At 51.2% G+C, this 13722-nt stretch carries 13 protein-coding genes; 12 read left to right on the top strand and 1 reads right to left on the bottom strand.

Annotated features, from left to right (window positions below):
• Positions 1-92 precede the first annotated feature (92 nt).
• The 7 genes from ACQ4MZ_RS12420 to hslV all read left to right on the top strand — a co-directional run bounded on the left by ACQ4MZ_RS12420 (position 93) and on the right by hslV (position 6690).
• Positions 93-824, top strand: coding sequence for a class I SAM-dependent methyltransferase (locus tag ACQ4MZ_RS12420; protein WP_430845397.1), 732 nt, complete (start codon positions 93-95; stop codon positions 822-824).
• The gene (locus ACQ4MZ_RS12415) at positions 821-1615 is read left to right on the top strand and encodes a class I SAM-dependent methyltransferase (protein ID WP_430845396.1); all 795 of its coding nucleotides are present in this window, start codon (positions 821-823) and stop codon (positions 1613-1615) included. The genes ACQ4MZ_RS12420 and ACQ4MZ_RS12415 overlap by 4 nt, the downstream gene beginning before the upstream one ends.
• The gene (locus tag ACQ4MZ_RS12410) at positions 1612-2430 is read left to right on the top strand and encodes an aldolase/citrate lyase family protein (RefSeq protein ID WP_430845395.1); all 819 of its coding nucleotides are present in this window, start codon (positions 1612-1614) and stop codon (positions 2428-2430) included. The genes ACQ4MZ_RS12415 and ACQ4MZ_RS12410 overlap by 4 nt, the downstream gene beginning before the upstream one ends.
• Positions 2427-3371: a D-2-hydroxyacid dehydrogenase gene (locus tag ACQ4MZ_RS12405; RefSeq protein WP_430845394.1), complete on the top strand. Its 945-nt coding sequence runs from the start codon at positions 2427-2429 to the stop codon at positions 3369-3371. The genes ACQ4MZ_RS12410 and ACQ4MZ_RS12405 overlap by 4 nt, the downstream gene beginning before the upstream one ends.
• On the top strand, positions 3371-4117 hold the full coding sequence (locus tag ACQ4MZ_RS12400; protein ID WP_430845393.1) for a glycosyltransferase family 2 protein: 747 nt from the start codon (positions 3371-3373) through the stop codon (positions 4115-4117). Before ACQ4MZ_RS12405 ends, ACQ4MZ_RS12400 begins: the two co-directional genes overlap by 1 nt.
• 232 nt (positions 4118-4349) lie before the next feature.
• A complete protein-coding gene (locus ACQ4MZ_RS12395; protein ID WP_430845392.1) occupies positions 4350-6041 on the top strand; it encodes a pyruvate dehydrogenase complex dihydrolipoamide acetyltransferase in 1692 nt (563 codons plus the stop codon).
• A gap of 106 nt (positions 6042-6147) precedes the next feature.
• Positions 6148-6690 (top strand): ATP-dependent protease subunit HslV, encoded by a 543-nt coding sequence (hslV, locus tag ACQ4MZ_RS12390; RefSeq protein ID WP_015815054.1) that lies wholly within the window; start codon positions 6148-6150, stop codon positions 6688-6690.
• A gap of 41 nt (positions 6691-6731) precedes the next feature.
• Here the strand turns inward: hslV and dacB are convergent, their stop codons facing one another.
• Entirely contained in the window at positions 6732-8210 is a 1479-nt protein-coding gene (gene dacB, locus ACQ4MZ_RS12385) for a D-alanyl-D-alanine carboxypeptidase/D-alanyl-D-alanine endopeptidase (protein ID WP_430845391.1), read from the bottom strand.
• A 198-nt stretch (positions 8211-8408) separates the two neighbouring features.
• Here dacB and ACQ4MZ_RS12380 point away from each other — a divergent pair, with 198 nt between their 5' ends.
• From ACQ4MZ_RS12380 to ACQ4MZ_RS12360, 5 genes are read left to right on the top strand one after another with little or no spacing between them, the layout of a single operon-like run.
• Positions 8409-9830, top strand: a complete 1422-nt coding sequence (locus ACQ4MZ_RS12380) for an MBL fold metallo-hydrolase RNA specificity domain-containing protein (protein WP_430845390.1) — start codon at positions 8409-8411, stop codon at positions 9828-9830.
• A 39-nt stretch (positions 9831-9869) separates the two neighbouring features.
• Positions 9870-10826, top strand: a complete 957-nt coding sequence (locus tag ACQ4MZ_RS12375) for an acetyl-CoA carboxylase carboxyltransferase subunit alpha (RefSeq protein ID WP_430845389.1) — start codon at positions 9870-9872, stop codon at positions 10824-10826.
• Between the two features lie 8 nt (positions 10827-10834).
• Complete coding sequence (locus ACQ4MZ_RS12370; protein WP_430845388.1) at positions 10835-11470, top strand: HAD family hydrolase; 636 nt, start codon at positions 10835-10837, stop codon at positions 11468-11470.
• Positions 11460-12659 (top strand): site-2 protease family protein, encoded by a 1200-nt coding sequence (locus tag ACQ4MZ_RS12365; RefSeq protein ID WP_430845387.1) that lies wholly within the window; start codon positions 11460-11462, stop codon positions 12657-12659. The genes ACQ4MZ_RS12370 and ACQ4MZ_RS12365 overlap by 11 nt, the downstream gene beginning before the upstream one ends.
• Positions 12660-12704: 45 nt before the next feature.
• Entirely contained in the window at positions 12705-13718 is a 1014-nt protein-coding gene (locus tag ACQ4MZ_RS12360) for a phosphotriesterase family protein (RefSeq protein WP_430845386.1), read from the top strand.
• Positions 13719-13722 lie beyond the last annotated feature (4 nt).

The raw sequence follows: 13722 nt of genomic DNA, 5'->3' as shown, positions 1-13722 counted from the left end.
ATATTTATAACCGGTTAAAAAGTCGTGATTAACGGGTTGCCCATTGGGGACATTTTTGCGTATATTCACACACTAAAAGATCCCCTTTCTTTATGAGCATCGTAGTTTCCAACATCAAATTTCACAATAACCAACAGCTCGATTACTTCGGGCATAAGATCAAAAAAACGATGATCCCGGTTTCTTCGCCTTACGTGCGCAGGCATGTGAAAGAAGTAATCGACTTTGCGGGAATCAAAAAATCCGATCGGATTATCGACGTGGCCTGTGGAATGGGGAAATATACGCTGAACTTCCTCGCTCAGGGTTACCGGGTGGAGGGGCTCGATTTGTCGCCATTCCTTTTGCAGCAGCTATTGGTCTATAACGACAACAAGTTTCCCGTCAAGCTCCACGCCGCCGATATTCTGGACGCTCCCGAAGAGCTCAATGACCAGTTTGATGTGGTAATGGGCTTCATGGCCCTTCATCATTTTCATAGCCTGCATGCTTGTTTCCAGGCCATGTACCGGATATGCAAACCGGGCGGAAAACTGGTATTTCTCGAACCGAACGCGTATAACCCGCTTTACTACCTGCAAATCGCATTGACGCCCGGCATGTCCTGGGAAGGAGATAAGGGGGTGGCGGACATGACCAAAAAGAAGCTGTTCAGCGCGATGGATTACGCCGGTTGGAAGAATTTGAAGATGAAAAGATTTGGCTTTTACCCGCCCTTCCTCTCTAATACCACATTAGGCCAGAAAAGCGAACCTGTCCTGGAAAAAATTCCTGGATTGAACACTTTTCTGCCTTTCCAGATCATCACAGCAGAAAAAAGATGATTGAAGAAAAAAGAGAAAAGTGGCTTGTTTCCTATCCGGACGACGGCAACTCGGTGTGTTTTGAAATGGAAGACATGTCATTCTGGTATCAGCACCGGAACGGCTGCCTTGTGGAGGCTATGAAAGCGAATGGTTTTCCCGAAGATTTTCTCGATATCGGAGGCGGCAACGGCATTACCGCATTGGCGATGCAGAACGCAGGCTACAACGTAACGCTGGTCGAGCCCTATGCGACCGGGGTCGAGAATGCCCGGAAGAGAGGAATCCGGTCGACGATCCAGAATACTTTGGAAGAATATGTAGCCAAAGTTAATGGAACAGCCCCCGCAGCGGGGTTCTTCGATGTGATGGAGCATATCAGTGATGATAAATCCTTTCTCGAAAATATCAACCGGCTGCTCACTCCCGACGGGCGGATCATGCTCACGGTACCCGCATTTCAAAGCCTGTGGTCGGAAAACGACGTGCAGTTGGGGCATTTCAGGCGGTACACCCTCGGACAGCTCTCCGCACTGCTTGCGGAGGCTGGATTCAAGGTGACTTATGCCACCTATTTTTTTTCGCTCGTGTGGGCACCGATGTGGCTTGCGCGGGTATTGCCGGAAAAATTCGGGATTAAAAAAGATAACACTCCGGAAAAGAAACGGAACGAACATATGGCCGGCCGCCCTGCCACAGCGCGTTTATTGAGACGTTTGCTGGGCTGGGAAATAAACGCCATCCGAAGCAGGAAAAGAATCCCATTTGGTACCAGTTGCCTGATCGTTGCACAGAAAACAAGAGGCTTGTGAAGCAAAATTTACACGACCATTTCCAGCTCTTTCTATTCTCGACCGACCCAGCGATCGTCCGAACGGCCATCGCAGCGGGCGTGGACGGCATCATTGTTGATTGGGAGAACCAGGGAAAGAAGCTCAGGCAAGAGAATTTCGATACGCAGATCAATTATGATACCTATGAAGATCTGTGCCGCGTGCGGGAAGTAACGCCGGCGGGTAAGCTGATTTGCAGGATCAACGGCTTCTCTCCCGAGTATACGTACGAGGAAGTCGAGCTCGCGTTGCGCGCGGGAGCCGATGAGATCTTCCTGCCGATGGTCAGGACGGTTGCAGAGGCACGTGACACGCTGCAAATGATCGGCGGGCGGGCCGGGTTTAACATCCTGATCGAAACGACCTCGGCACTCGACTGCGTCACCGAACTCGGCAAATTACCGCTCCGCAGGGCCTACATAGGGCTCAACGACCTGCATATTCAGCAAAACAGCAGGAATATTTTCGTTCCGCTCATGAATGGCACGGTAACCGACATTCGCCGGCAGTTCGAAATACCACTCGGCGCAGGAGGTGTGACCTACCCCCCGAATGGCATGCCGATCGCCAGCAAATACCTGATCAACGAATATGCCCGCCTGGGGATCGATTTTAGCTTCCTGCGCCGCACGTTCATCAAAGACTACGCTAACCATAGCATGGAACATATGGTCCATCATATCCGCAAAGCCTATGATGAAGCCCGCAGGCGATCTAATGAGGAGGTATCTGCCGATTTCCACGCATTCCGCGAGCAGGTCGAAAGCTGGACCACCAATCCACACCACGCATGATCCTTCTGATGTATGACCCGGTACAGGCCCATTTACAGCGCCTGCAACAAGCCGCGCCGGATCAGGAAGTAGCCATTGCACACTCACTGGAAGAGGCACAGCAACTCATCGAGAATGCTGAGATCGTGCTGGGTAACCGCTATTTTATTCAAAGTCTCCCCTTTGCCAAAAAGCTTCGCTGGATGCAATCCAATTCGGTGGGGGTCGACATTATATTAACGCAAAAGCAGCTCCTTCTCGACAAGGGCATCACGCTTACCTGCGCCCGCGGTGTGTACGACGCCGAACTGGCCGAACATACCGTCACCCTGCTGCTGGCGCTCTTCCGCAATATCCATTTGCTTCGCGACGAGCAGCATGCACATTCATGGCAACGGCACAGGTTACGCACATTACACAATAGCCGCTGCCTCATCCTGGGCTGGGGCAGCCTCGCGCAGGAGATCGCACGAATGATTACCGCCATGGGCGGGCGGGTTTCTGCGGTGAGAAACCAAACCGGGGATTCTGAGGAGCAAGGCATTTCAATATTTGGACAGCAAAGCTGGCAAGCTCAGTTAGCCGATACGAATGCCCTGATCATTTGTCTCCCCAAAACTCCGGGAACGCACCATTTCGTAAACGGGGCTATTCTGGATCAACTGCCCCAACGGGCATTTGTGGTCAATATCGGCAGGGGCGGGACGCTCGACGACCAGGCATTACTCGAAAGGGTGCAAACAGGCCAACTGGCCGGCGCGGCGCTGGATGTATTCGAAGAAGAGCCGTTATCTGCCGCACATCCGATCTGGGCGGAGCCTCGAATACTGATTACTCCTCATGTAGGCCGTAGCCTTGAAGGGCCGGAATTCAAATGGCAGCCGCTTTTTGAAGAAAACCTCGCACGCTACGTGCGCGGCGAAGCGCTGCTGAATATTGTCAACTACGAAAAGGGGTATTGATGATCAGCATTGTTGTTCCCGTATATAAAAGTGCTTCTACACTGGTGGCTTTACACGAGCGGGTCAGCCAGGTATCCGCATTGCTGCCTATTTCCTGCGAAATTGTGTATGTCAATGACGCTTCTCCGGATCATTCGCTGGCTATCCTCCAACAGTTGCCGCCGACCATTTCCTTTCATATTATTAACCTGAAAAAGAATGCCGGCCAGAGCAGTGCATTGATTGCCGGAATGGCATTTGCGCGGGGAGACCTTGTTGCCACAATGGACGCCGACTTGCAGGACGAGCCTGAGAACCTGCCGACGTTGATCGGCGCTTTAAAACCGGGGGTGGATGTTGTTTTCGGTAAACGTCAGGGAAAATATGAGTCGCCCGGCAGACTGCTTACCTCCTATTTTTTCAAAGGAATGGTACATTGGTTCTCTGGCAGGAAGATCCCGATGAATGCAGGGCTTTTCATGGTGGCAAGAAAGGAAGTGATGGGTGATTTCATTTCATATTTGCCTCACGCCCCTTACCTCATCGGACTGATCGCCAAAGCAGGTTTGCGATGCGCCACCATCGCAGTGGAGCGCCCGGAGAATGCATTCGGTGAAACCTCCTATACTTTCCGGAAACGTATGCGGGTCGCCCGCAGCTTTTTCCGCACTCTTCGGCTTCCAACTCCGGAACCAGGGCCGGAGCCTGCTGAATGGCTAAATTCACATCTTTTGGCAGATCATTTATATATCGACCCAAAGCAGTGAAAGTATGTTACCAGGGCGCCGTTTAGGGCCCGGCAAATTGGCAAAACCGCGCATCGCGGCCATACCTTACTGATTATCAAGCATTACAAGAAAGATGAATTTTCTGAGAGAGGACTCCAACGACCGATAGGGGCAATTTTATAATGTCAAACATCTCTCCTATTCACCTTTTATTGTAATTTTGACCAAAGTCTGAATTTCGACCAAGAACAAAAATACCTTAACAAGCGATATGGCAGAAGTAATTCGTATGCCCAAGATGAGCGACACCATGGAAGAAGGTGTTATCGCGGAATGGCACAAAAAAGTAGGTGATAAAATTAAATCAGGTGAAGTGATTGCTGAGGTGGAAACCGACAAGGCAACCATGGATCTCGAATCTTACTGGGACGGTACCCTTCTATATATCGGCGTAAAAAAAGGCGACGCAGTACCTATCGACGGTATCATGGCGATCGTAGGCGCTGAAGGTGAAGATTACCAATCGCTGCTTGACGGTGCCAGCAACGGAAACGGATCAGCTCCTGCCGCGCCAGCCGCTCCTGCTGTTGAAACCGTAACACCACAACCCGCCGCTGCCGAGGCAGCCCCTGCTGCGGCAGCCGCTGCTGCGAAACCTGCCGCATCTACCGAAAAAATCAATGCTGCGGTAGTTCGTATGCCTAAAATGAGCGATACCATGGAAGAAGGCACGCTGGTTTCATGGCAGAAAAAAGTGGGTGATAAAGTAAAATCAGGCGATATCCTGGCCGAAGTCGAAACCGACAAGGCCACGATGGAACTGGAAGCATACGAAGACGGTACTCTGCTTTACGTAGGCATTAAAGAAGGCGATGCGGTACCGGTTGACGCGATCATCGCGGTAATCGGTGAAGAAGGAGCGAACGTGGAAGCGTTGCTGGCCCGCGAAAATGGCGAAGCTCCCGCAGAGACTGCCGCCGCGCCTGCGCAAGCTGCATCGACACCCGCTGTAAATGGCTCAGAGAAAGCCGTTTCAGTGGCTGATTCCAACGAGCGCGTAAAAGCATCTCCATTAGCCAAACGCCTGGCTGACGAAAAAGGCATTAACCTGAGCGAAGTTTCAGGAAGCGGCGACAACGGCCGCATCGTAAAACGCGATGTGGACGAGTTCAAACCTGCTGCACAGCCATCAGCTCCTGCGGCTGCACCGGCTGCTCAGCCTGCGGCTGCCAAAGCGGAAGCGGCACCCGTTGCACCTGCGACAGGCGTGGCGACGTCCGGAGATTTTGTGGATACTCCGGTATCGCAAATGCGCAAAACCATTGCGCGCCGCCTGAGCGAAAGCTTGTTCACTGCGCCTCATTTCTACGTGACCATGGAAATCAACATGGACAAGGCGATGGCATTGCGCCCGCAGTTGAACGAAGTGGCTACCGCGAAGATCTCTTTCAACGACATGGTGATCAAAGCCTGCGCCGTGGCATTGAAGCAACATCCTGCCGTAAACTCAGCTTGGCTGGGTGACAAGATCCGTAAATACAACTATGTCAACATCGGTGTGGCAGTAGCGGTGGACGAAGGTCTGCTGGTACCTGTTATCCGCGAAGCTGACAAGAAAACGCTTTCCGCCATTTCAGGCGAAGTGAAAGACCTGGCCGGCAAAGCGAAAGATAAAAAGCTGCAACCGAAAGACTGGGAAGGCAACACATTCTCGGTATCCAACCTCGGTATGTTCGGTGTAGACGAATTCACAGCGATCATCAACCCGCCGGATTCTTGCATCCTGGCGATCGGTGCGATCAAGAAAGTGGCTGCTTTCAAGGAAGATGGAACGGTTTACCCAACCAACATCATGAAGGTAACGCTTTCGGCCGACCACCGCGTAGTTGACGGCGCAACGGCAGCTCAATTCCTGCAAACAGTGAAGAAACTGTTGGAAGAGCCGATGAGCATGCTGGTTTAACCCCAATACAAATGCATGAAAAAGTGTCAGGCCCGCAAGGTCTGGCACTTTTGTTTTAAAAGGGCTTTTGTTTCAAACGCGACAAACATTTGCATTAAATATCAATATGGAGAAAATACACGCTACTACCGTCCTCGGGGTACTGCACAACGGCACTGTCGCACTTGGCGCGGACGGTCAGGCTACAATGGGCAATACAGTTGCCAAGAGTAATGTAAAAAAGATCCGCACGCTGCAAGGCGGCAAAATTCTTGTCGGCTTCGCAGGGTCCACGGCCGACGCATTCACGTTACTGGATCGTTTTGAAGAAAAATTGAATGGCTATGGCGGCAATATGAAACGCGCTGCCATCGAACTGGCCAAAGACTGGCGCACCGACCGCTATTTGCGTAAGCTCGAAGCGATGATGATTACTGCCAATAAGGACGAAATTCTGGTCATTTCGGGAACAGGGGACGTTTTGGAGCCGGAGAATGGTATTGCTTCTATCGGCTCGGGCGGGAACTTTGCATTATCGGCAGCGCAGGCATTGAAAAAACATGCTACCCATCTTTCAGCAGAGGAAATGGTGCGGGAAGGACTTACCATTGCTGCTGATCTTTGCATTTATACCAATCATAATCTGGTGATTGAGAAAGTCGTTCAGTAGTGAAACGGATGGCGCGAAGCAGGAGCTTCGCGTTATCGTCCTCACAACTCCGCCATCAGCGTCATCAGCTTTACCAGCGAATCAGAAATCACGCGATTACTCCCCGGCACGTACTTGTGCGCGATAATCGTAAAACTAAGCAATGCACCGGATTTTGCATTCACATACCCCGCGAACGCCCGCGTCCCTTCGATAGACCCGCTCTTCACATGCATATTACCCGCCGCGCGCGAGCCCTTTCCAAGATTGCGCACCGTGCCGTTTTGTCCCAGAATGGCAATACTCTGATAAAAATCCTTAAAACTGACATCCTTATTCGACAGATTCAGGATATCGGTTAGACTACCTGCTGTAATGGAGCCCGACGGCGATAACCCGCTCCCGTCTTTGATATAAAAACCTCGCAAGTCGGCTCCCCTGCCCGACCAATAACCTGTAATAGCTGTCGCCGCATCATCAAACCCCGAGCTCCCGGAAAGCCGTTTGCCGGACTGCTTGAAAAATACGTCCGCAAAGAGGTTAATGCTCCAAAAATTGGCCTGCTGGCACAGCTCGCGCAAAGGCGGCGACTTGTATTCGTCTATAACCTTCTTTGGGTTAGGCGTAAGCAGCACTTCGTTGCCCGGTACCGGCTCTGCTTCTGCTACCACCACCCCATTGTCCGACAGTGCATTCTTCAATGCATATGCCGTGTACCATGCCGGATCGGGAATGGAGCCTTTTACCGTAAAAACCGCATTCCCGGCTGGTACTGTGCCCGTGAGCAGCACATTGTTCCCGAGCGGGCTGCTGTAAATGATCGTGTTATCGCCTGAACCGCGTTCACCGGTGGTAACCTGGTTCGTAAATGACAGATATGGAATCACAGGCTCCGTACCGAGTACCGTCGTAGGGTCGCCGGGCTCGACGCCCGGCTTGAACTTCACGCGGTAAAGGTTTTCATTAAAATTAAGCCCTTGCACACCTGCTCCGTAATAATTGCCCATATCGCCCCAGATCCAGGTGCTGGCGACAGCTTCTTTATCGAAAAACGAGGCATCGCCGATGACTTTCCCTTTAATGTATTTGATACCTGCTTTTTTTACTGCCGCGACCCACCGGCTGATCATTTCCGCCGCCGCAGGATAACCTTTAAACCGGTCACTTCCCAGGGAAGGATCTCCGGTTCCATGAATGAAGAGATTACCCGCGAGCGTATCACCGCGAAGAGCACCGTCGTATTCGAGGAAAGTCTGGAATTTAAAATCACCTCCAAAAAGCGCCAGAACCGTAGCCGTGGAAACGAGTTTTAAAGTCGAAGCCGACGGCAACGAGCGCTCCGTATTCAATGCAAATACGTTTGTACCCTCTTTTACGGCCTTTATACTCACTGCCAGCGAGCCGCTCCGCATAAACTCGCTGTTTTGCAGTTCGAGCACGGCATCGCTGAAACGGACGAGTCCGGTACTGTCGATGACCTGCGCCGATACCGCGCGGCCAGTCAGGAGTATGCAAAGCAAAAAAAGGGTGGTTCTCATCATATTAAATATTCGCCGGACACAAAAATGGTGCCGCTTTGTCTAATCTAGTAACTAATGTCCGTATCTCAGGCTGTTTTTTGGTACTTTTGTAAGATATTAGACAAACGATTAATAGTTTACAAAGAAAAGATACAATAGTGATATTGATTTTTCCGCCAGATGAAAAATGCAATATAGCTTTCACCCCATACTATTTATATGAAATTGACATTTTGGGGGGCTTCGCAGCAGGTCACAGGTAGCATGTTCCTCTTGGAATCGGACGACTACCGCATCCTGATCGACTGCGGCTCCGATTTTGATCTGGATGAGATCGGTAAGAAAACAAGATACGAACAGCAGAAAAGCGTTTTCCCGTTTGAACCCAGTCTGATCAACACCGTACTGCTCACACACGCGCACATCGACCACTCAGGGAACATTCCGAACCTGTACAAAGAGGGTTTCGAAGGACGGGTGGTTTGCACCGAGCCTACCATGGCCCTGACGTCGCTATTGCTAAAAGACGCGGCCAACCTGCACCAGAAACGGCTCAATTCGCGGGTTAACTCCAAAAAACGAAGCGGCAAGAAAAAGCGGGAAGTGCCTATGGATTACTATGTTGAAAAACATGTGATCGAGGCGATGGACAACTTTGTGCCCGTTGCATTCGGGCAGCGCTACCGCATTGCCGACAATGTGACGGTGACCTACTACGCCGCGGGGCATTTGCTCGGTGCAGCACACATTGTTCTGGAAGTCTATGAAAATGGCGAGAAAAAGCGGCTTTGCTTTTCGGGCGACATCGGCCGGAAGAACTATCCGCTGCTGATCGATCCGCAGGAGGTCCCGCAGGTGGATTACCTGATCTGCGAATCGACTTACGGAAACCGCTTGCACGAGGACAAGCGCGGCACGGTGGAAACGCTCGCGGATGTAATCAAAAGGACCTGTATCGACATTCCAGGCAGGCTCATTATCCCGTCATTCAGCGTTGGCAGAACGCAGGCGTTGCTATACACGCTCAACAAGCTCTACCTCGACCGCTCCTTCCCCTACATTAAAGTATTTTCCGACAGCCCATTGGCACATAGCAGCACGAAGGTTTATCAAAAACATGTCCGAATGCTGAACAAGGAGGCCCGCGACTTTAAGGAAGAGAATGACATGCTCTTCGATTTTGAGAACCTGATCTACCTTGAAAGCGCCGATGCGAGCCGGGCGGTTTCGAACTATAACGAACCTTGCATTATCATTTCGTCGTCAGGAATGGTGCAGGGCGGACGCGTGGAGGCGCACGTGGAAGCCAATATCGGCAATCCTTATGCGACGATCCTGATGATCGGCTATGCGTCGGAGGGGACCCTCGGATGGCGTCTTTTGAATGGGCAGGACACGATCTCTATTCGCGGAAAGCAGCACCCGGTCTTGGCTAATATTGAAAAAATTGACGTATTTAGCGGCCACGGAGACCAAAACGACTTAATTAATTTTGTAAAAATGCAGGATCCGGAAAAACTGAAACGCGTTTTCCTCGTCCACGGAGAGCAGCAAAGCATGGCTGAATTCCAAAGTAAAATCCAGGAAATCGGCTATCATTCGGTGGAAACGCCATTGAGGGGCACTACTTACGAACTCTGACCGCACCTGATCCCGCCCACTAATCACAGAACCTGAATTATGAGAACATACCTCGATTTTGAAAAACCTATGGCCGAGCTCGAACGCAAGCTCGAAGAAATGAAAGCATTGGCAAAAGAAAACAATGTGGATTTTTCGGACGCCATTGCGTTGCTGGAAGGCAACATCACCAACCTTCGAAAAGAAATATTTGAAAACCTCACACGCTGGCAGCGTGTGCAACTCTCCCGCCACCCCGATCGTCCCTACACGCTTGACTATATCGAACTGATCTGCGACGAGTTCATCGAATTGCACGGAGACCGCCAGGTGCGTGACGATCCGGCTATTATCGGTGGATTGGCGAATGTCGGCGGACAGTCGTTCATGCTCATTGGACAGCAAAAAGGCCGCAATACCAAGCAGCGCCAGCACCGGAACTTCGGTATGCCGAACCCGGAAGGTTACCGCAAGGCATTGCGCCTGATGAAACTGGCGGAGAAGTTTAACAAGCCTATCGTGACGCTGATCGACACCCCGGGTGCATTTCCCGGTATGGAAGCCGAAGAGCGCGGACAAGGTGAGGCGATCGCACGCAACCTGAAAGAAATGTTCATGCTGAAAGTGCCCGTGATCTGTATCGTGATCGGCGAAGGTGCTTCCGGTGGTGCGTTGGGTATTGCTATCGGCGACCGTGTGCTAATGCTTGAAAACACCTGGTACTCGGTAATTTCGCCTGAAAACTGCTCGGCGATCCTTTGGAGAAGCTGGGACTTCAAAGAGCAGGCGGCCGAAGCCATGAAGATCACAGCGAAGGACATGACTAACTACAAGTTGGTGGACGGCATTATCGCCGAGCCGCTGGGTGGTGCGCACCTCGACCACAAATGGATGGCCGAAGAGCTGAAAAGAACAATTCTTGAAAATATTGCTGAACTCGGCGCCATCAGCGAGCAGGACCGTATCGACCAGCGTATCGATAAGTTCTGTTCCATGGGCGTGGTAGTAGAAGCCTAAGCATATCCATGAAAAACGACAAGATCAGGAACATCATATTCGACCTTGGCGACGTCATTCTCAACATCGACGTCCCCATTGCTTCCAAATCATTTGCGGAACTGAGCGGGCGGGAACAACACGAGATCCTGACGATTTTCAAAGAGAGCGAAATTTTCCGCCAGTTTGAAACCGGTCTGATGGACGAACCCACGTTCCGGAACTATGTGCGCGAAATCCTGAATTTTCCTGACTTGTCGGACGAGGCCATCGACACCGCGTGGAACAGCCTTCTGCTCGACCTTCCGCCCGAGCGCGTGGAACTGCTCAAAAAGCTGGCTACGAAATACCGGCTGTTCCTGCTCAGCAACACCAGTTCGATCCACATCACGCAGGTCAACAAAATCCTGGAAGCATCGACGGGCGTCGAAAAGCTGGAAGATCTATTCGAAACCGTTTTTCTTTCCTACGAAATGGGCCTGATGAAGCCCGATCCCCGTATTTACCAGGAAGTGCTCAACGAAGCCGGCCTGAAAGCGGAAGAAACGCTTTTCCTCGACGACAATGCGGACAATATCCGCAGTGCATCGCAGCTCGGTATCGAAACCATCCACGTCCAAAAGCCGGTCACTATTCTGGAATACCTCAAAGACTATGCGGTCTAACACACGAACCCACATCATCCAGGCAGCCCTTTTTATCATCACCATCATCACCACGACGATGGCCGGTGCCGAATGGATGTTCGGGAATATATTCGGATTCGTTTACGACATGCTGTTTTTCCTGATCGGCAAGCCGGACGGAAAGGAAGTGCCTGTTCCCACCAAACCGATGGGTTGGGCAGAATTCATGCAAGGCTTCCATTTTTCGATACCATTCCTACTGATTCTCACCATCCATGAGTTCGGGCATTACTTTGTTGCGAAGGCGCATAAAGTTAAGGTGACGCTGCCGTTCTACATTCCGCTGTGGTTTGGTATATCGCAAAGCATTGGTACACTCGGCGCGTTCATCCGCATTAAGGAAGTGGTTAGATCGCGGGTTAAATTCTTCGATATCGGCATTGCCGGGCCGCTGGCAGGCTTCGCGGCTGCACTGGTAGTGCTTTGGTATGGGTTCACGCATTTGCCTCCGCCGGATTACATTTTCAAGATCCACCCCGAATACGAACGTTTCGGACTCAATTATCCTCAGTTTGCTTACGAAAACCCGGCTGGTAACCTCATGCTCGGAGACAATATCCTGTTTTGGTTTTTCAAAAACTACGTGGCCGATCCCGCGCGCTTGCCACATGCGTATGAGATCATCCATTACCCGTATCTTTTTGCGGGGTACCTGGCCTTGTTTTTTACTTCGCTGAACCTCATCCCCATCGGCCAGCTCGATGGCGGCCATATTCTCTATGGCATGATCGGTAAAAAGCGTTTCAATGTTGTGGCACCGGTTCTGTTTGGCATTTTCGCGTTCTATGCCGGCCTGGGCGTATTCCGCACCGAGTCTTTCGCGACCGGCAGCGACGCCGTGTTTTATGAACGGCTCTTCTATCTCGCCATTTACGTGTATTTCCTTTACATCTGTTTCAAACGCGCATTCGATAACCCGTCGACAGCGCTGATGACCAGCTTACTGATCGTCGTGGGCCAGTTCGCCGTCACCTACGTCCGCCCGGACTGGGATGGTTCCGTGAATTTGCTGCCGTTTGTATTCATTCTGGGCCGTTTTCTCGGCATTCGCCACCCCGACACGGAAGATAACACGCCACTCGACACTCCACGATTTATTCTTGGGATCGTTGCGTTTGTGATTTTCGTGATCTCGTTCAGTCCTACGCCATTTATTATTATTGAATAAAGGAGATTGATCGCTGTCAGCCTTTTTAAATGAAGAAGGCTGACTATGGTAATGGACATTTCCCGCAGACGATTTCTGGCAACACTGGGCGCTGCTCCGCTCGCAGCAGGCATTAAACCTGCCGATGCGCATTTCACCTATACTGTTCTTGGTAAAGTCGGAATTTCCCGGCTTGGTACTGCATTGATCCACGAACACGTCCTGGTCGATTTTATTGGTGCAGACAAGATTTCCCCCGATCGTTGGATGCATGATGAAGTAATCCGTAAAGTCCTGCCTTATTTGCTTGAAATCAAACAACGGGGCATTCGAACGCTCGTGGAATGCACACCTGCATTCATTGGCAGGGACGTGATTTTGCTGAAAAAACTCTCCGAACAATCGGGCATGAATATCCTGACTAATACCGGATATTATGGCGCTTCGGATAATAAGTATTTACCCAAATGGGCGTTCCACGAAACCGCAGAGCAACTGGCAAGCCGCTGGACTACCGAGTTCGAGCAAGGCGTCGAAGGCACCGGCATCCGACCCGGATTCATCAAAACCGGTGTCAATAGCGGTGCATTGTCAGAACTCCATCAAAAACTGATCAAAGCAGCAGCGCTCACGCATTTGAAAACAGGGTTGACAATATGCTCTCACACTGGTCCGGCATTGCCCGCGCGCGAAGAAATTGAAATACTGAAACAATCGGGTGTGCATCCCTCGGCATTTGTGTGGGTACACGCGAACGGTAGCGCGCAGGAGCTGGAAAGTGTAGGTCAAAGTGGCTGCTGGATCAGCCTGGACGGAGTGAATGCCCACAATATCGGCAAGCATGTGGAATTGCTTACTTTTTTGAAGAACAAAGGCCGGCTTAGTCAGGTGCTGATTTCGCACGATGCGGGATGGTACCGGCCCGGAGAGCCTGGCGGAGGCGAATTTCGGGGCTTTACGACAATTTCCGACAAGCTGGTTCCTGCATTGAAAGCAAATAGCTTTACCGAAGCGGATATCCGCACATTAATGGTTACCAACCCTGCAAAGGCATTTGCAATACGCATTCGGAAAAGCTAGCTCA

The sequence above is a fragment of the Dyadobacter sp. BHUBP1 genome (genome assembly GCF_050587785.1).
In the GTDB taxonomy this organism is placed as follows: Bacteria; Bacteroidota; Bacteroidia; order Cytophagales; family Spirosomataceae; genus Dyadobacter.
Note: the sequence above shows the minus strand (reverse complement) of the source record. Positions and strands in the feature narration are given on the sequence as shown.

Excerpts from the sequence above, each read along its gene's own strand:
- ACQ4MZ_RS12420 (WP_430845397.1), top strand. The coding sequence starts at position 93 with ATGAGCATCGTAGTTTCCAACATCAAATTTCACAATAACCAACAGCTC.
- ACQ4MZ_RS12415 (WP_430845396.1), top strand. The coding sequence starts at position 821 with ATGATTGAAGAAAAAAGAGAAAAGTGGCTTGTTTCCTATCCGGACGAC.
- ACQ4MZ_RS12405 (WP_430845394.1), top strand. The coding sequence starts at position 2,427 with ATGATCCTTCTGATGTATGACCCGGTACAGGCCCATTTACAGCGCCTG.
- ACQ4MZ_RS12400 (WP_430845393.1), top strand. The coding sequence starts at position 3,371 with ATGATCAGCATTGTTGTTCCCGTATATAAAAGTGCTTCTACACTGGTG.
- ACQ4MZ_RS12395 (WP_430845392.1), top strand. The coding sequence starts at position 4,350 with ATGGCAGAAGTAATTCGTATGCCCAAGATGAGCGACACCATGGAAGAA.
- hslV (WP_015815054.1), top strand. The coding sequence starts at position 6,148 with ATGGAGAAAATACACGCTACTACCGTCCTCGGGGTACTGCACAACGGC.
- dacB (WP_430845391.1), bottom strand. The coding sequence starts at position 8,210 with ATGATGAGAACCACCCTTTTTTTGCTTTGCATACTCCTGACTGGCCGC.
- ACQ4MZ_RS12380 (WP_430845390.1), top strand. The coding sequence starts at position 8,409 with ATGAAATTGACATTTTGGGGGGCTTCGCAGCAGGTCACAGGTAGCATG.
- ACQ4MZ_RS12375 (WP_430845389.1), top strand. The coding sequence starts at position 9,870 with ATGAGAACATACCTCGATTTTGAAAAACCTATGGCCGAGCTCGAACGC.
- ACQ4MZ_RS12370 (WP_430845388.1), top strand. The coding sequence starts at position 10,835 with ATGAAAAACGACAAGATCAGGAACATCATATTCGACCTTGGCGACGTC.
- ACQ4MZ_RS12365 (WP_430845387.1), top strand. The coding sequence starts at position 11,460 with ATGCGGTCTAACACACGAACCCACATCATCCAGGCAGCCCTTTTTATC.
- ACQ4MZ_RS12360 (WP_430845386.1), top strand. The coding sequence starts at position 12,705 with ATGGTAATGGACATTTCCCGCAGACGATTTCTGGCAACACTGGGCGCT.